Here is a 16,726-nt window from a genome sequence, read left to right as displayed (position 1 = left end):
CCACACGCGTCTCAAGTGTCTCGTCTCGCAGGGCGTGCCAGGGATCTGCTGCGCCTTGAACCGGTCGACCGCGCGCTGGCGCCCAGCTGCCCCACCGGAGTGCTGTGATGAGCTGGACCAGCGATTCGATGGTGGCCTTCGATCTGGAGACCACGGGCACCGACATTGAGACCGACCGCATCGTCACCGGAGCACTCGTCAGGCTGGATCCGGACGGGAACCCAGCGGAGGAGCGGACGTGGCTGGTCGACCCGGGAATTCTGATCCCTGCGCAAGCCATAGCGATTCACGGCATCACGACTGAGCATGCCCGCAGGCTTGGAGCCCCGACTGCTTCCGTAATCACAGAGATCACGCAGGCCATTACCGAAGTTCTCCGCTCTGGGACGGCGTTGGTGGTCATGAACGCGCGGTACGACCTCTCCCTTCTGGACCGTGAATGCCGACGGCACAACGTCACTCCGCTCACAGAGCGGCTGGAAGCGACGCCTTCTCCGGTCATCGATCCCTTGGTGCTGGACAAGCACGCAGACCAGTATCGGAAGGGGCGGCGCAATCTTCAGGCACTCTGTGCCCACTACGGGGTGCCGCTGGATGATGCGCATAACGCGGCAGCGGACGCAGCGGCTGCCGCTCGGACGGCACGCAGACTGGGTGAGAAGTACTCGTCCATAGGATCGCTGCCTCTCGCGGATCTCCATGATCTTCAAGTCGGTGCGGCGGCCGAGCAGGCTGCCTCTCTCCAGAGGTATCTGCGTCGTACGTCGGATGCGACCGCCTACGTGGAGTCGGCATGGCCGGTGATCCCGTTCAGTCGCGAGGAACTTGGTCCTCTGACGCGAGGCTAGCCGGACGAGGGCGAGGATGCGGACGCCGATGCCGACGGTGCGCCGGGTGCTGGCTCCGGCGGAGTGTCGGGCAACTCGCGGATACGGGGGATCGGCGAAGGCAGCACCCAGACCAGGCACATCACGGCCCCGGCCGTTGCGATCCACAGTGTCGGGCGTAGCCCGACAGCCGTGCCGAGTACTCCTCCCGCGAGCGCGCCCAGCGGGCGCACGCCGTGGGTGAGGGTGCGGTAGGCCCCGTTGACGCGGGCGCGCAGGGCGTGGGGGATGAGGGCCGTTTGAAGTGAGCCCAGCGAGATGTCGACGATCATCGCGCCCACGCACGAACCAAATTCGGCGAGGAAGAGGAGGCTGAGGACGAGCGCGTCCGGCCCGTCCGCGAGGGGTACGAGCAGCAGCGGGACTGGGAAGGCCGCGAAGCCGATGACGACGGCGGGCCCGACGCCGACGCGGCGCACGAGACGGCCAGTGAGGGCGGCACCGACCAGCCCGCCGATCGCGCCGACTCCGAGGACCGACCCCAGCACGCCTGCGCTCAGGCCGAGTTCGGTGGTGGCGTAGAGCACGAAGAGCGTGTGAAAAATGAAATTGAAGAACTGAACCGTGGCGGATCCGGCGAACGTGGCCCGCATGACGCGCGAGCGGAAAATCCACCGCAGGCCCGCGGTGAAGTGTCCTTTCGCGGGTGGCACAGCCGACGGTTCGACGGGGGTTATACGGGCCAGGCAGCAGGCGGAGGCCAGATAGGTCACCGCGTCAGCGAGGAGCGCGAGCGGCGCGGTGAACAACTGGACGAGGAGACCGCCGGCGCTGGGACCCGCGACGAAGGACATGGCCCGGCTTCCGTTGACGAGGGAGTTGCCCTCGACATAGCGCTCGGCGGGGATGAGTGAGACGAACAGGATGGTGTTGCAGACGTCGAAGAGGACGGTCAGTGCGCCGATCCCCAAGGCGACCGCGTAGAGCTGCGTGAAGGTAAGGGCGTCCAGGGCGTACGCGATGGGAACCGACACGATGAGCAGGGCCCGCGCGAGGTCCGTGGTGATCATGACGCGGCGGCGGTGCGCTCTGCTGTCGGCCCAGGCGCCCGCGGGAAGAGAGAGCAGCAGGGCGGGCATCAGCTGGGCCGTGGCGAGCCAGCCCATCTGGGCGGCGTCGGCGTGGAGGGCGAGGACGGCGACGAGAGGGAGGGCGATCTGGGATATCTGGTCGCCGACCAGGGAGATGCTCTGGCCGGTCCAGTAACGGCGGAAGGAGCGCTTGCGCAGGAGGTCGGGGACGGCCGCGGATAAGCGGCCCGAGGCCGTCATCGCGGGCCGCCCGCGCTGTCCGGAGCGATGGAAGTCTCCTCGTTGCCTGCGCCGGGCCGTTGCGGCAAGGGAAAGGCGGCCCGGACGATCTGGACGAGCCGTACGCCCTGGGGGCGGGCGGCCGGGTCGCCCTGCCGGTCCTCGTAGGGGCGCAGTAGACGGTCGAGTTTTTCGCCGAGGTCAGCGAGCTCCTCCGCCGTCAGGTAGAGCACTTGGTCGCCGATGTGCTCGGCTTCCTGCCACTCGCGCGGTAGATCGTGGCGCTCTTCGATGGCGCGGGTGATCAGCTCGAAGTAGCGTTCGGCGACCGCAGTTTCCAGTGCCCTGCTGGCCTCTGCGACGGCAGGGTCCTCGGAGTAGTTGGGCCACTGAGTGAAGCGTGCAGTGGCCCGCCAGGGTTTCTCGCGGCCTTGGCCTCCCGGCGCGACCTCGACCAGCCCGTACTTTGCGAGCATCCGCAGGTGGTACGAGCAACTGGCGACGGATTCGCCAGTGAGCTCGGCCGCGCGGGTCGCGGTGAAGGGGCCTTCGGTACGGAGCAGGCCGACGAGGCGCATGCGGGTGGGATGGGCGTAGGCGCGCAGAGCGTGAGGGTCGGTGAGCTGGGCCGTGCGAGCAGGGGCTCCCGGTGGCTCGTTCTTCTGACTGTTCGACATGTTGTAAAGGTATCTTTAGAAAGATTCCTTTACAACATGTGCTGTGGATGGTTCTGGGCCAGCTCAACGTCGGTCGATGCGGGTAACCCGGTCATGATGGCTTGAGGCTTGAGAGAGGCGCTGGTTCTCGAGCGTGAGGAACTGAACCTGCTGTGCGAGGACGTTGATGGAGGACCGGAGCTCCCGCACCTCGCGCGTGTGCTCCTGGCGAAGCCCACGCTCGGCTGCTTTCAGAGACTGGACCTCCTGCCGGAGGGACGCTGAGGGTGTGGCTGCGTCTTCTCGTTCGGCTACGAGGTTTCGGAACTCCGCCAGAACATGGGGGTAGCGGTAGGCGCTGGCTCTGCTGACGTCGGCTTCAACGGCGAGTGAGGCGACGGTGAGGGAACCGTCACTACGGGTGGGCTCTCCGCGGAGCAGACGCTCGGACGCCGCCTTGAGGGCTGCTTCGATGGGTTCAGCTGTGGGCACGGTCGATTCCCTCGATCACTCTGATGATGTCGCTCGTGTGCCCTCGCAGAGCCGTGCGCTGGAGATCGGAGAGTCCGACGAAGGTCAACGCACGCTCGGTGTCGCTGCGTGCCGCTTCCCACGCTGGGCGATGACGGGTCGTGATGGTCGAGTTCGCACAACGCTCGGGACGGCAATTGTTGAGCAAGGGCCGGTCCTCAGTGCCTGCGGTTCGGCACAGGGCGGTTTCAGGTTGGTAGTAGCAGTCGTTCAGAGTCCCGACGTGCAGAGTGTGCGCCGAGGCCTTGAGCATGGCGTGGAGGCGCCGCTCATCGACCACTCTGCCGGGGAAGTCCTGCAATTCTTCCTGTACGCGGGCAAACTCGTTGTCGGTCCGTGCACCCCCTGGAGCGGTCGAGCGCACCCCGGCCTTGAAGTCGTCGTAGCGTTCCACGATGTCGGCCAAGCGGGCCAGGGCCTCTTCGGCGGCGACTTCCGCGCGGAAACCGGAGGGCGAAGTCCCTGCGTAGCCCTCGAACATGGCTACGGAGAGGTGCTTGTACTGGACCATCCCCGCGACGGTTCCGTACGGACGGTGAGCGATGTGCCATGCCACGGTTCTGCGGAACTGGCGCGTTGTGAGATTCCACGGCTCTCCGTCGACATCGGGTACTGGAAAGCCGATGCCCGCGCAATGTGCCCGGAACGCGTTGAGGTTCTCATTCATCCGGTTGGCGGAGATCGTCGAGTACGGGCGACCAGCGACCGGTCGGCAGAACAGCAGGTCACGGTGGGGCAGGCATTCCAGGACTTCGATGGCCTGCGCGACGGGCTCGATGACCACCCAGCTCTCCGGCGCCCCTCGCCCGCCCTTGACGAGTTGCGATCGCACTTTGTGCCTGACGACGACGCCGTCCGTACTCCGTTCGGTGAAGTGACAGCCGTCTCGGAGTTCCTTGACCTCGGAGTCGCGCATTCCGGACAGATAGGCGATGAGGATGTAGCAGGCGGCTCGCAGGAGCCGTTCCTCATGGGGGACTGCGGGAGGACTGAACCTGTCCCGCCAGGGGCGCCCGGTCTGCGGATGCGGAGTGATGGGTGAGTCCATGCCGCCAGGCTCAGGTCCGAGCCGCTCCAGTGCCCTGACGATGTGGTCATCGTAGGAGCCGCCTGCTATATCCCGCCCCGCCCTCGACTTGCGCATGATGTACGTGTAGGCGGGTGAACCGGCCAGGTGCGGTTGGAGACCGGTGCCGTCCAGAACCGGGACCCCGCGCCCGCCTGCCGCGAGACTGTCGAGATAGCGGTCCAGCCGTGCGAGAGACAGTCCTTGGATCTCGCTGACAGAGGCCTGCAGTTCCGTCAATTCGGCGCGTGCACTGATGATGTCCGGTGCTGCGGTACGTACGTAGAACAGGGCGGCCTGTACCAGCGGGGCGATGACCCTCGGCGGGATCCGGGGAGTCTGGTTTTCGTGTCTACTCACCGCCCGGCCGCCGATGATGCGGGAGAGGGGGCGGCCGTTCCACGGATTGATCTCCAGCGCGTCCGATGGCATGCCCTCTGCCGCGAGGTGGAGGCGTGGGATGACCTGGAGGCGATGGCGCAGACTGCTCGGCATCAGTTCTTCGCCGTGGCAGTGAAGCAGATAGGAATCGAGAACCGGCTGTGTCACGGTGTCCAGGCGAATCCCAGCGTGTTCGGTGTCGAGAAACCGGAAGAAACACCGCAGATTCCACCACTCCGCCGCCACTGTCGAGATGGAAGGAAGCGCACCACGAACCGGGTGTGTGTTGAGTCTCCAGAAGAGAAACTCGCGCGCGGCCTCGCGCCGGGTGGCATCACTGAGTGACTCGAAGTCGATGAAGAACTCGCTGGCGTAGCGGTTCCCCGCGTGCCCGGCGACCGCGAGATCCCAGAAACGGTCCCCGAATTGCGGCATGAGGGATGGATCGGCGGCGAGAGGTCGTCCGGACAGAACCGGTGTCGTGTCGGCAGGGCGGTTGGCGCCATGGCCAAGTGGTAGTGGCTGGGCGGGCATCAGTGGCCTCCCAGTAGGTTGTGGGGCAGGAACAGCAGAGGCTCGGAAGACTCGGCGATTGCCTTGGCGCTGAGCACGTCGCCCTTGCTGAACCGCGGGACGATCAGTTGCAGAATCTGATGGTGAACCTTGCCAAAGCGCGCTGCCCACTCCGCTGCGGGCGTCTTGGCCCGTTCAGCCTCAATGTGGTTGAGGAAGGCCAGGATGGCTGGGAGTTTCCTTCGGGTGATCACGGCGTTGCTGCACCCCAGACAAGAGAAGAAGGAGACGGGACATGCCTTGCCCTTGATGCCGAAAGGCGAGTCGAAGAAGCTGCGACAGGACGACAACCACAGGTCGGATTCGCCGGACAGAAGTGGCGGCAGCTCCTCGGCGGAAACGCCGAGTGACTCCCATGCGTCCGCAGGATGTTGTGTGAGCCTCTCTTCCTCCTCTGGCGTCAGCACCACGGGAGTCTGGGCGTCAGCGAGTGCGTCCTGCAGGCCGTCTGCCACGGCCTGTTCGTGCAGATTGCGCAATGAGGGGATGTCTGCGTAGTGCGCTGCGGCGATGTCCGGTGAATGCCCCTGCACGAACGCCGACATCCTCCCGCCAGTTACCTTGTAGACAGCTGCCTTGTACGTCTTGCGAAGCCGGGAAAGGCGCAAGTCGACGGGCTTCCCCCCGTCAGTGAGCCGGTGTGTCGACACGAAGCTCCGCGCCACGCTCGACGCAGATCCAGCGCTGAAGCCGGCGGACAGAATCCCGTCCTTCGTCCGGAACTGCCACAGCGCCGATGAGCCCGTGGCCTCTCTGACAGGGGCAGTGATTCGCAGGGCCAAGCGCAGCAGCCCGCCGGGCGAGTTGGGCGAGCCGTCCCGCACCCGCATCGTGTTCCACTCCTTGCCGTGCCGACGCCGCTTGAGGTATTCGACCTGTACATAGCCCCGGTTGGGATTCTTCAGGCAGTCGGAGGTCAACTCTCTGGCCGCTTCCACCTCCATGCCGCTATCGAGGCAGAACAGAAGAAGCAGGGCGAACAGGTCGCGGCTGGTCGGATACACTAACGGTGCGAGACGGCCGGGAGTATGCGCATCAGCCAGCGCCGTGCCGACCAGTTGGGCAAGCTGCTGCCGTGTAAATGTTCCTTGGCTCCGGTGGATCTCCCACAGCACATTGGCGTCGGAGTTCCAACCCGCCATCCGTGGATCCTGCCCCTGTGCCAGGAGTGCCGGCCCGTCAAGCGTCAGGCGCCGAACTGCATCGTCGACATCGGAACGTGCAGCAGTGCGCAACTGCTCGACGATGTGCGGTGAATAGGCGTCACGAGGTGTGTACGAGCCCACCGGACCGGCAGAGGTATGGGAGAGCCGCCGGAGCATGGCTGCAGACAAGCCGGATTCCTTGTCGCTGAGGCGGCGCAAGATCCAAACGATGTCGGCGATACGTGAGTACGGCGTCCTGGAAGACTCCGGATGCCTCTCTCGAAGGTGGCTCTCGAACCCGTCGAGGTGACGCGGGAGGAGGTCATTCACTCGCAGTTCCACGCCTTCCGTGGAGTCCAGCCAGCGTGCCCATTCCAGGCAAGAGCGTGCGCGATTCCGGAGAGTATGTGGGGATCCAGTCCCCTGGCCTACGGTGCATGACACCGCCAGCTCGGCACCCAGCGTGCGCAGCAACCGCTGCTGCGGCTCGTGGGTCCAGTCCACGACAGCCATCCGGTCGTCCGAGAACGTGACCTCGATCTTCAGGAGCCCGAGCGTGGTTGGAGTCTGGTCAACGGTCTGGAGCACGGGTGCGTTCAACCGAGCCCGACGTCGTCCCCGGGTTACCACGCGCTCGCTCCCTGTGTCTGCGACACCTGAGTCGCCGTGTCCGCGACCTCGGACGTCCAGGCGTCCACCGCACCATCGATCAATGCCTGAGCCTGGTCGGTGCAGTCGAGGTAGATGTACGTCGTGGTGATCGAGGAGTGCCCCAGCAGGCGGCGCAAGTGATCGAGCGGGTCGCCAATGATCCGGCGGTACACGCCGTCGGCCACCTCATGCCTCTCAACCGAGCCGATCTGTTCATGGATCAGCGCAGACAGTAGATGCACGGCGAAGGTGTGCCTGAGCACATGGGGTGTGGCGGCGACGTCGATCTCGTACGTACGGCATCTCTCCGAGGCCCGCACGAAGACGGACTCCCAGGCCGACAGGGACACAGGCCGAGCTTCCTGGCCCAGCCATACGCACGCCGGCCCGACGGGATGGCCCTGCTCGTCAACGAGGTAGAGCCGGGAGCGGACCGCTGGCGGCACACGTGACCAGGGAACTTTTCGGAGCCGGCCGTCCTTCGAGGGCATCCGCACACCCCGCCGGTCGGCTTGACTTCCGAGCACCGCACCGGCTGGCAGTGGGCAGCCTCGGGCGCGCCAGCGGTCGAGCATCAGGGAACGCTCGATCTCTACGTAGTCGGCCACCGCGCGGAGGACACGGTTCGGCAGCAGGACCCTGCGTCCCTTGTCCCGTTTGGCGGTCGGCGGCGCCAGGTCGAACGGCACACTCTTCATACCCCTCTGGCTGTCCAGAGTGGGGAGTTCCGGCCAGCAGAGCGACGCGGCCTCCTCGATACGCAAGCCTGTGGTGACCAGCAGCTCCGCCATGACGACGTTCCGCTCCGAGTTACGGCCATGGAAGGACAAATCGGCGGCTTTGGTCGGCAGTTGACCGCGCAATCCGACATCGCGGAAGGCCGCGTAACGGGCGACAGACAGGAACTTCACGTTTCCGCGCTTGGCGGCCTTCTCTGCTGCACGGTTGTTGCGGACTTGCACCTGCTGTCCGGAGCCGGTGCGCCGTGAGCTCTCGTAGTACTTGAACGGCGTCCGCTCGATCAGGGCCTCGTCCACGGCCCATGTGTAGAACTTGTCCAAGGCGGCGACGCCCCGGTTCCAGGTCGAGGCTGAGACGACCTGTGTCGGGTCGGGAGAGACCCGCCGGGCCTGGTGGAAGGCCGTCACGTCGTCACGCTCGGCTTGCCATACGGTCTTGCCGCGATGCTCGAGGAGGAACCGCCCCCACGTCAGCAGATCGAGAGCGTACGCCCGCCACGAGTTCGCCGACCGCACCCCGAGGGTGGGCAAGGACCACAGGAAGCGGTTCAGGTGTACGTCGTAGCTGCCGTCATCGCTGAGGATGAACGGTGCCCCGGCATGCAACCCGTGCCGTTCGAGCGCTCTCTGTGTATCGGTGACCCCGGCCGCTTCCAACGCTCCCGGGTCGGTGAAGAAGATCTCCATCTGATCGCACCCCCTGGCCGATCAACGACGACAGAGGTCGTGAGACACGGTCGTGCGTGGATAAGGCGTTCGATCTCAGCCTGCTCGCCGCCGAGTTGGGGCGGCACGGGCTGCGCCCGCTGAGCGAGCGGCTGGAGGGCGCGGATACCGGCCCCGTCGTGGATCCGTACACGATAGACCGCGCCGTCGACCGCTACCGCAAGGGCAAGCGCACGCTGGAGGCCGTCTGCGGGGAGTACGGGGTGGTGCACGACCGCGCCCATGACGCCGGTGCGGACGCGCTGGCGGCGGTGCGGGTCGCCTGCGCGCTCGCCGAGCGGTACGGCGAGGTGGCCGGGCTCGAGCTGTGGGACCTCCACCGCAAGCAGGTGGGGTGGTACGCCCACTGGGCGGCCGACTTCCAGTCCTGGCTGCGCCGCAAGGGCACTCCGGACGCGGTGGTGGACGGTGGCTGGCCGCTGCGGGAGGCGGGGGCGGTGGTGGGGTAGCGGCCCACTGGGCCGGGGGAGTGGCCCACCGGGCTGGGGACCGGCCCACCGGGGCTGGGGCAGCGACCGCCGGGGCTGGGGTAGCGACCACCGGGCGAATATCGGAGCGCGCCGCACCGATGAGTTTCCGACGGAGGTCCGGTCCGTACGGGTAAGGGGGACGGACCACGGACTCGAGCGAGGAGAAGACGACCGTGACCGATGAACAGAGCACCATGATCGATTTCGGGCCCACCGCCCAGCGGGTGACGGCGCTGCTCAGCGGCGTCACGGACGAGCAGCTCAGCGCGCCCACACCGTGTGGCGCCTACTCGGTGGCCGATCTGCTCGACCACTTCATGGGGCTCGCCCTCGCCATGCGCCACGCCGCCGAGAAAACCACGGCCGCGGCGGGCCCCGCCCCCGGGCAGGGGTCGGCCGACAAGCTGGACCCCGACTGGCGGCAGGAGCTGCCGCGCCGCCTGGAGGCGCTGGCCGTGGCCTGGCGCGAGCCGTCCGCCTGGCTGGGCACCACGGAGGCCGGGGGCGTCACCATGCCCGCCCAGATGATGGGCATCGTGGCGCTGGACGAGCTGGTGATCCACGGCTGGGATCTCGCCCGCGCCACCGGCCAGCCCTACGACTGCGATCCCAGCAGCGTCGAGACCATCATCGGATGGCTGTCGGCGGTCCCGGACGAGGAGCGCCCCGAGGAGTTGTTCGGCCCCAGGATCCCCGTCCCGGCCGACGCGCCTCCGCTGGACCGCGCGATCGCCTTGAGCGGCCGCGACCCGGGGTGGCGCGCCTGAGCGAATTGCTCAGAACGTGTGCCAGCGCACCGCCGTGTCGCCCTCCCGCAGGGAGGCGATGCGACGGGCGAACTCGGCGCGGGCCGCCGGGTTGCCCGGGGCGTGCTGGGAGACCCAGGCGCAACTGGCGGTCTCGCGCGCGCCCCGCAGCACCGCGCAGCCGGGCCACTCGCGGACGTCCCAGCCGTACTCCGCCACGAACGCGTCGTACTCCGCCGCGCCCAGCCCATAGCGGTCCCGCGACAGGGCCATCACCACCAGATCGTGCTCGCGCAGATCGTGCGAGAAGGTCTCCAGGTCCACCAGCACCGGGCCGTCCGGGCCGATGTGCACATTGCGCGGCAGCGCGTCGCCGTGGATCGGGCCGGGGGTCAGGCGCGGGGTCAGCTCCTCGGCGGCGGCCGCGAAGTCGTCCCGGCGGGCGCGCAGATACGCCGCGTCCGCCGGGTCGATCGCGTCCCCGGCCAGCCGCAGCCAGCGCTCGACCCCGCCCAGCAGCTCGCGGCGCGGCAGCGGAAGCGGCGCCGGGTCGCCGGGCGGGTCGGGCAGGGCGTGCACCATCCGCAGCAGCGCCGCGAGATCGCGCGCCCCGGCGGGGCGCACCGGGTCGGGAAGCCGCTGCCAGTACGTGACGAGATGGTTGGCGAACGGAAGCGGCTGCTCGGGGCCGAAGCGCCGGTCCGGGCGGACCGCGGGCAGTCCCTCCCGGGCGAGCCAGTCGGCGATCCTCAGCTCCCGGGCGGCCCGGTCCCACACCTCCAGGTCGCGGCTGATCCGGACCACCAGGGAGAGGCTGTCGACGGCGAAGACGGCGTTCTCACCGAGGGCCAGCAGCCGGGCCTCCGCCGTACCGGCCCGGTAGGGCGGCAGCGCGGCCGAGAGCACCGCCCGCGCCCGCTCCTCCGTGAACGCGACCTCCGCCACCGCCATGCCCCTTGTCCTCGCCTGCTGTTCTCGCCCGCCGCTACTTCTCCTGGCCGACGGCCAAGTCTCGCATCGAGCCGTGCGCGACGTGCCGTACCGACCGCCACATCGACTGTCGCAGGTAGAACCGCTTGACTGCACCGCCCGCCCTCCGCACGATGACGTGGGCTCTCCCACCCGGACCGCCCTCCCACCGCGTCCGAAGGGGGCCCCGCCGTGATACCCGCGACCGCCGACCCGGCGCCCTCGGACCCGGGCTCCGCCAAGGGCCGGGGCTCCGCCAAGGCCCCGGGCGACCGCATGACGGGCCGTCAAGGGAGCGCCCACGGGGCGTGGTTCCTGGTCCTGCCCGCGCTGATCCCGATCCTCCTCCTCAGCGTCGGCCCGCTCCTCTACGGCATCGCGCTCGCCTTCACCGACTCCCAGGCGGGCCGCACCGACCCCACCCAGTGGATCGGGCTGCTCAACTTCCAGGACCTGCTGCGCGACACCCTCTTCTGGGAGTCCTTCCGGATCGGCCTGGTGTGGGCGGTGGCCGTCTCCGTACCGCAGTTCCTGCTCGCACTCGGCCTCGCGCTGCTGCTCCACCAGGACCTGCGGTTCCGCTGGCTGTCGCGGGCGCTCGCGATCGTCCCCTGGGCGATGCCGGAGGTCGTGGTCGGCATCATGTGGCGGCTGGTCTACCACCCCGACGCGGGGGTGCTGAACGAGACGCTGGGCACCCACCGCGACTGGCTGGGCAGCCTGTCCACCGCGCTGCCCGCCGTCGTCGTGGTCGGCATCTGGGCACGGCTTCCGCAGGTCACGGTCACCCTGCTGGCCGGGCTCTCGAATGTGCCGCGCGAACTGCACGAGGCCGCGGCCATGGACGGCGCCGGTGCCTGGCGCCGCTTCCGCGCCGTCACCTGGCCCGCCATCAGGCCCATCGCCCTCGCCATCAGCGCGCTCAGCTTCATCTGGAACGTCAACTCCTTCGCCCTGGTCTACGTCCTGACGGGCGGCGGGCCCGGCGGCCGCACCCGGCTGCCGATGCTCTTCGCCTATGAAGAGGCGTTCCGCTACGGCCAGTTCGGCTACGCGGCGGCGATGGGCTGTGTGCTGGTGGCGGTGGTCTCCATCCTGCTGGCCGTCCATCTCGTGGCCCGGCTGAAGGGAGACGACGAGGCATGAGCCCCCGCCCCGGCGCGGTGCGCCACCATCGAACCGCCGTGCGTCGCAGCTCCACCCCTGGGCGTCGCGGCCCCACCCCCGTGCGTCGCGGCCCCACCGCCAGGCGCCGTGCGGCGCGCACCGGCCAGTACCTCGCCCTCCTCGGCTATCTGGCCTTCCTCGCCTTCCCCCTGCTGTGGCTGGTCTCCACCGCGTTCAAGCCGCCGCGCGAGCTGGCGAGTCTCCACCCGGGCTGGATCCCCGACCATCCCACCCTCGACAACTTCCGCCAGGCGTTCGATGAGCAGCCGCTGCTGCGCTCCGCGGGCAACAGCCTGATCGCCTCCCTCGCCGCCGCGGTCATCACCGTCGTCATCGCCACCCCCATGGCGTATGTGATGGCCCGTCACCACCGCTCCGCGCTGTCCCGGGCGGCCACCGGCTGGATCGTGGTCAGTCAGGCCTTCCCCTTCGTCCTGGTGATCATCCCGCTGTTCCTGGTGCTCAAGGAGGTCCGGCTGATCGACTCCCTCTCCGGGCTGATCATGGTCTATGTGGTGTGGTCCCTGCCGTTCGCCCTGTGGATGCTGGCCGGGTACGCCCGGGCCGTACCGCGCGAGCTGGAGGAGGCCGCGGCCGTGGACGGCGCGGGCAGACTGCGGGTGCTGGTCTCCGTCACCATGCCGCTGCTGACCCCCGGCATCGTGGCCACCGCCCTCTTCGCGTTCATCACCGCCTGGAACGAGTTCTTCTTCGCGCTCGTCCTGCTCAAGTCGCCGCGGAAACAGACGATGCCGATCATCCTCACCCACTTCATCGGAACCGAGGGCGTCGCCGACCTCGGCCCGCTCGCCGCCGCCTCACTGCTGGCGACGCTGCCCTCGCTCGTGCTGTTCGCGCTCATCCAGCGCCGGATCACCAGCGGCACCCTGGCCGGGGCGGTGAAGCACTGATGCGCCGCCGCACGCTGCTGGCCGCGTCCGCCACCGGGGCGCTGCTGTCCGGCTGCGCGCCCGAGCGGCGGCGGGCGACCGGTGGCCGTATCACCCTGCGCTTCCAGTCCCTGGCCTGGCAGCAGGAATCGGTGGCGGCCAACAAGCAGCTGGTGGCGGAGTGGAACGCGGCCCACCCCGACATCCGGGTCGAGTATGTCCAGGGCAGCTGGGACGGCGTCCACGACCAGCTGCTCACCTCCTTCGAGGGCGGTGAGGCGCCCGACATCATCCATGACGCCACCGACGACCTCGCCGACTTCGCCTACGGCGGCTATCTCGCCGATCTCACCGACCTGCTGCCCCGCCGGCTCAAGGACGAGATCCCGCCCCGGACCTGGCAGACCGCCACCTTCGACGGCGGCATCCACGGTGTGCCGTTCCTCCAGGAGCCGCGCGTGCTCATCGCCAACCGCGCGCTGCTCGAGCGGGCCCGGGTGCGGATCCCCACCGCCGAACGCCCCTGGAGCTGGATCGAGTTCGAGGACGCGGCCGAGGAGCTGACCCGGGACGGGACGTACGGCGTGGCCTGGCCGCTCAAGGAGCCCGTCTCCGCGACCCTCAACCTCTCGCTCTCCACCGGCGGCAAGGTCTTCCACCGGGGCCCGGACGGCAAGGTCACCGTCCGGTTCGACGCCGCCGACCAGCGGGTGCCCCGCGTCATCCACGACCAGCTGGGCGGCGACCGCACCGCCGCCCGGACCACCCTCGGCATGGGCGGCTCCGACACCCTCCCCGGCTTCTTCGGCGGGAAGTACGCGATGGTGCCGCTCGGCTTCTCCTACCGTCAGCAGGTCGTGCAGCAGGCGCCCAAGGGGTTCGCCTGGACCGTACTGCCGTCCCCGGCCGGGCCCGGCGGCGACCAGCGGCAGGGGGTCAGCCCGCAGACGCTGTCCGTCGCCGCCGACAGCCCGTACCAGCGGGAGGCCGCCCGCTTCATCGACTTCTTCCTGCGCCCGCCGCATATGGTGCGGCTCGCCCGGGGCGACTGGATGCTCCCCACGGGCCGGGCCGCGCTGCGGGACCCCGCCCTGCGCACCCACCGCCACGGCTGGGCCACCGGCACCGCCCTGGCCGGGCAGCTGCGCCCGGCGCCCGCGCAGACGGTGCGCGGCTACCCGGAGTGGAAGGACAAAGTGGCCACCCCGGCGCTACAGGAGTACTACAGCGGGGCGATCGGAATGGGGGAGTTGCGGGAGCGGCTGGTCGACGACGGGAACCTGGTGCTCGCCCGCTACCAGCGGTAGGACCCGCCGCGCCGCCGAGGCACCTGGTCCTGCCATGGACCCGGTCCTCCCAGCAGACCATTACCCCCTGGCAAAGGTTGCCCTTGCCCGGTCTTGTCTCTTCCCTTAACGGTTTCTTACTTTCAGGTGAACTCGTGTCTAACGCCAGAAAGATTGACCATGCCCCGAGACATACCGCCGCTCGCCGAGGTCCGCCGGATCACCGAGAAGAAGCGAGACGCGTGGTGGACCGTCATGCTCGTGGACCCGGTGGCCACACCGCTGGTCCGCTGGATCGCCAGGTACACCCGGGCCACCCCCAACCAGCTCACCTGGGGTGCGTTCCTGGTGGGCCTCGGCTCCGCCGCGTGCTTCGCTCAGGGCGACTGGAGATGGCTGCTGCTCGGGGCCGTGCTCTACCACGTGAGCTTCATCTTCGACTGCATGGACGGCAAGCTGGCCCGGCTGACCGGCACCGGCTCGGTCTTCGGGGCCTGGCTGGACTTCGTCTTCGACCGGATCCGGGTGCTGGTGTGCTCGGTCGCCCTGATGGGCGGCCAGTACGCGCGTACGGATGACGTCCTGTACCTGTGGCTGGCGCTGGCCGTCGCCTCCCTGGACGCGCTGCGCTACATCGACTCGCTGGAGATCTTCAAGATCCGGCACGGGATGCGCAAGCAGATAAAGGCGCGGATGCGGGCGGCCCGCAAGGCCGAGAACCAGGCCGAGCTGGCCTTCATGGAGGACCTGCTGCGGGAGAACCCCGAGGCCGACCTGGAGACGGATCGCGACACGGTGGCTCCCTTGGAGCCCGTCGCTCCGCAGGAGCCGGTGGCGGTCCTGGAGGCCACGGCGATGCTCGAGGCCACGGCGGCGCTGGAGGCCACGGCCGCCCCGGTTTCGGCCCAGGTACCGGCCCCGCGCCGCCCCGCCGTCGTCGATCTGCACCAGGAGTTCCGGCGCCGCTTCCCGTGGTGGGTCCGGTGCCGGAACTTCCTACAGCGCCACCGCATCCGCGCTCATCTCATCAGCGGTATCGAGTTCCAGATGGGCGTGTTCATCATCGGCCCGGCCGTCGACGCGGTGGTGGCGACGACCGTCGTATCGGGTGTGCTGCTGCTCGTCTTCGAGCTGGCCATCATCTACAAGTTGCTGTTGTCCACCCGGGACTTCACCCGCACCATCAACTCCTTCGGGACGGCCGAAGAACGCGTTCCGGCCGCCACCTCGGTCAGCTCCTGAGCGAGGATCAGCCACTGCTCCGGCGTCGCATACGCCACCACCACGTCCCGCTCCAGCCCGGCCGCCCGGAACGCCCGGTCGAGCGCGCGGGCGGGGCAGGCCCGGCGCAGTGACGCGTACAGCGAGCCACCGACCCCGGTGAAGCCCAGCTCGACCAGGTCCGCGTAGACGGACCGGGCCACCGGGTCGGTGAGCAGCGGCCGCGGCCGCCGCGTCAGCCGCAGGATCCCGCCGTCCACCGCGGGCACCGGCCGGAAGGCGGACCGTGCCACCCGCCCGCACAGCCGCCACTCCACCTCCGGCCACGACCGTACGGTCAGCAGCGACCAACGGCCGTAGTCCCCGGTGCGCTTACGGGCGTACTCCACCTGGGTGAGCAGGGTCGCCGAGGTCAGCCCGGGCACCGCCCGCAGTGCCCAGGCCACGATCTCGGCGGTACGGGCGTAGGGCACGTTGCCGACGAGCGCGAACGGCTCGCGCGGCGGCGCCGCCTGGAGGAAGTCCTGGTGCACGATCCGGACCCGTGGACCGCGGGCGAGCCGCTCCCGCAGCCCCGGGATCAGATGCCGGTCGATCTCATAGCTGATCAGCTCACGGCAGCGCGGGGCCAGCGCCTCGGTGAGCGCCCCCTTGCCCGCGCCGACCTCCACCAGGAGATCGCCGGGCCCGGGGCGGGCGGCGCGTACGACGCGGGCGACGGCGCCCGGGTCGACGAGGAAGTTCTGCCCGTACGCACGCCTCGCGCGGTCGCGTTCGGTGCGGCGCGGTTCGCCACCGCGCTGGGCATGGGGATGGTGTCGATTGCGGGCCACGGCCACGGTCCTTTCGGAGCCGGGCGGGCGGCAGCAGCGCGGAACGGGCCCTGCCGCCCGTCCCGGAACGAGTGATTCCTGGACTGGCGGGGGCCCTGGCCGAGGGGCGTGGACGGGTGAGATCAGCTCTCGGTGGGAGAGCGGGGGGAAGTCCGGCGGGTCAGCCGCTCAGGTGGCGGAACCACCTCGAGCGCGAACCGCTCACGGACTCGGGGAGACACCGGGCGCGTCCGGGCCGGCCAGGGCACCGGGGCCGCGCCGCGGGCGGCGGGCAGGCATGAGAAGGGCGCACGCACACGCCACCCGGGCACAGCCACGAGTGATGCGGGTGAACACGCCGATGCCGGGACTTCCGCCCATCGGTGTACTCCTCCCGTGCGCGCGTACGCGAAAGGACGCGTATGCGGATCTCCGCCGTATCCCCGCACCGTAGGGACGGGTGGGGACACCCCGCAACGCCTTTTCCGCCCGACACCCCCACCCCGGAACACCGAACCGGTCACACGGCCCGGAGGCCATGTGACCGGTCGAGGGTGGT

General features: G+C 69.1%; 14 protein-coding genes and 1 pseudogene. 7 read left to right on the top strand and 8 right to left on the bottom strand.

Going from position 1 to position 16,726, the window contains the following annotated elements:
- The first annotated feature begins 107 nt into the window (after positions 1-107).
- Positions 108-848: an exonuclease domain-containing protein gene (locus ABD329_RS26345; RefSeq protein WP_198279432.1), complete on the top strand. Its 741-nt coding sequence runs from the start codon at positions 108-110 to the stop codon at positions 846-848.
- Here the strand turns inward: ABD329_RS26345 and ABD329_RS26340 are convergent.
- The 6 genes from ABD329_RS26340 to ABD329_RS26315 all read right to left on the bottom strand — a co-directional run bounded on the left by ABD329_RS26340 (position 845) and on the right by ABD329_RS26315 (position 8,567).
- Positions 845-2,158, bottom strand: a complete 1,314-nt coding sequence (locus ABD329_RS26340; RefSeq protein WP_198279433.1) for an MFS transporter — start codon at positions 2,156-2,158, stop codon at positions 845-847. The two genes, ABD329_RS26345 and ABD329_RS26340, sit on opposite strands and share 4 nt — an antisense overlap.
- On the bottom strand, positions 2,155-2,814 hold the full coding sequence (locus ABD329_RS26335; RefSeq protein WP_198279434.1) for a winged helix-turn-helix domain-containing protein: 660 nt from the start codon (positions 2,812-2,814) through the stop codon (positions 2,155-2,157). Before ABD329_RS26335 ends, ABD329_RS26340 begins: the two co-directional genes overlap by 4 nt.
- A 63-nt stretch (positions 2,815-2,877) precedes the next feature.
- The gene (locus ABD329_RS26330) at positions 2,878-3,285 is read right to left on the bottom strand and encodes a hypothetical protein (RefSeq protein ID WP_198279435.1); all 408 of its coding nucleotides are present in this window, start codon (positions 3,283-3,285) and stop codon (positions 2,878-2,880) included.
- Positions 3,272-5,305, bottom strand: a complete 2,034-nt coding sequence (locus tag ABD329_RS26325) for a hypothetical protein (RefSeq protein ID WP_198279436.1) — start codon at positions 5,303-5,305, stop codon at positions 3,272-3,274. Before ABD329_RS26325 ends, ABD329_RS26330 begins: the two co-directional genes overlap by 14 nt.
- Positions 5,305-7,077, bottom strand: coding sequence for a hypothetical protein (locus ABD329_RS26320; RefSeq protein ID WP_198279437.1), 1,773 nt, complete (start codon positions 7,075-7,077; stop codon positions 5,305-5,307). Before ABD329_RS26320 ends, ABD329_RS26325 begins: the two co-directional genes overlap by 1 nt.
- 35 nt (positions 7,078-7,112) lie before the next feature.
- Complete coding sequence (locus ABD329_RS26315) at positions 7,113-8,567, bottom strand: tyrosine-type recombinase/integrase (protein ID WP_198279438.1); 1,455 nt, start codon at positions 8,565-8,567, stop codon at positions 7,113-7,115.
- Positions 8,568-8,632: 65 nt separating this feature from the next.
- On the opposite strand from ABD329_RS26315, the pseudogene ABD329_RS26310 reads away from it, so the two are divergent.
- Together ABD329_RS26310 and ABD329_RS26305 are read left to right on the top strand one after the other, a co-directional pair.
- A pseudogene (locus ABD329_RS26310) lies at positions 8,633-9,055 on the top strand (3'-5' exonuclease family protein); the annotation flags it as partial.
- Between the two features lie 194 nt (positions 9,056-9,249).
- Complete coding sequence (locus tag ABD329_RS26305) at positions 9,250-9,843, top strand: TIGR03086 family metal-binding protein (RefSeq protein ID WP_198282401.1); 594 nt, start codon at positions 9,250-9,252, stop codon at positions 9,841-9,843.
- A 9-nt stretch (positions 9,844-9,852) separates the two neighbouring features.
- Here the strand turns inward: ABD329_RS26305 and ABD329_RS26300 are convergent, their stop codons facing one another.
- Positions 9,853-10,773 (bottom strand): phosphotransferase enzyme family protein, encoded by a 921-nt coding sequence (locus ABD329_RS26300; protein WP_344316990.1) that lies wholly within the window; start codon positions 10,771-10,773, stop codon positions 9,853-9,855.
- Between the two features lie 294 nt (positions 10,774-11,067).
- On the opposite strand from ABD329_RS26300, the gene ABD329_RS26295 reads away from it, so the two are divergent.
- The 4 genes from ABD329_RS26295 (at position 11,068) to ABD329_RS26280 (ending at position 15,376) form a co-directional block, all read left to right on the top strand.
- Positions 11,068-11,937, top strand: a complete 870-nt coding sequence (locus ABD329_RS26295; RefSeq protein WP_198282465.1) for a carbohydrate ABC transporter permease — start codon at positions 11,068-11,070, stop codon at positions 11,935-11,937.
- 80 nt (positions 11,938-12,017) lie between these two features.
- Entirely contained in the window at positions 12,018-12,869 is an 852-nt protein-coding gene (locus ABD329_RS26290) for a carbohydrate ABC transporter permease (protein ID WP_198278244.1), read from the top strand.
- Positions 12,869-14,155 carry an ABC transporter substrate-binding protein gene (locus ABD329_RS26285; protein ID WP_198278245.1) on the top strand — a complete coding sequence of 429 codons (1,287 nt, stop codon included), beginning with the start codon at positions 12,869-12,871 and terminating at the stop codon, positions 14,153-14,155. The genes ABD329_RS26290 and ABD329_RS26285 overlap by 1 nt, the downstream gene beginning before the upstream one ends.
- A gap of 159 nt (positions 14,156-14,314) precedes the next feature.
- Positions 14,315-15,376: a CDP-alcohol phosphatidyltransferase family protein gene (locus ABD329_RS26280; RefSeq protein WP_198278246.1), complete on the top strand. Its 1,062-nt coding sequence runs from the start codon at positions 14,315-14,317 to the stop codon at positions 15,374-15,376.
- Here ABD329_RS26280 and erm read toward each other — a convergent pair.
- Positions 15,277-16,188 (bottom strand): ErmE/ErmH/ErmO/ErmR family 23S rRNA (adenine(2058)-N(6))-methyltransferase, encoded by a 912-nt coding sequence (erm, locus tag ABD329_RS26275; RefSeq protein ID WP_198278247.1) that lies wholly within the window; start codon positions 16,186-16,188, stop codon positions 15,277-15,279. The genes ABD329_RS26280 and erm overlap by 100 nt on opposite strands.
- Positions 16,189-16,726: the final 538 nt, after the last annotated feature.

It is taken from the genome of Streptomyces javensis, from assembly GCF_039525925.1.
GTDB classification, from domain to species: domain Bacteria; phylum Actinomycetota; class Actinomycetes; order Streptomycetales; family Streptomycetaceae; genus Streptomyces; species Streptomyces asiaticus.
Note: the sequence above shows the minus strand (reverse complement) of the source record. Positions and strands in the feature narration are given on the sequence as shown.

Excerpts from the sequence above, each read along its gene's own strand:
- ABD329_RS26345 (WP_198279432.1), top strand. The coding sequence starts at position 108 with ATGAGCTGGACCAGCGATTCGATGGTGGCCTTCGATCTGGAGACCACG.
- ABD329_RS26340 (WP_198279433.1), bottom strand. The coding sequence starts at position 2,158 with ATGACGGCCTCGGGCCGCTTATCCGCGGCCGTCCCCGACCTCCTGCGC.
- ABD329_RS26335 (WP_198279434.1), bottom strand. The coding sequence starts at position 2,814 with ATGTCGAACAGTCAGAAGAACGAGCCACCGGGAGCCCCTGCTCGCACG.
- ABD329_RS26325 (WP_198279436.1), bottom strand. The coding sequence starts at position 5,305 with ATGCCCGCCCAGCCACTACCACTTGGCCATGGCGCCAACCGCCCTGCC.
- ABD329_RS26315 (WP_198279438.1), bottom strand. The coding sequence starts at position 8,567 with ATGGAGATCTTCTTCACCGACCCGGGAGCGTTGGAAGCGGCCGGGGTC.
- ABD329_RS26300 (WP_344316990.1), bottom strand. The coding sequence starts at position 10,773 with ATGGCGGTGGCGGAGGTCGCGTTCACGGAGGAGCGGGCGCGGGCGGTG.
- ABD329_RS26295 (WP_198282465.1), top strand. The coding sequence starts at position 11,068 with ATGACGGGCCGTCAAGGGAGCGCCCACGGGGCGTGGTTCCTGGTCCTG.
- ABD329_RS26285 (WP_198278245.1), top strand. The coding sequence starts at position 12,869 with ATGCGCCGCCGCACGCTGCTGGCCGCGTCCGCCACCGGGGCGCTGCTG.
- ABD329_RS26280 (WP_198278246.1), top strand. The coding sequence starts at position 14,315 with ATGCCCCGAGACATACCGCCGCTCGCCGAGGTCCGCCGGATCACCGAG.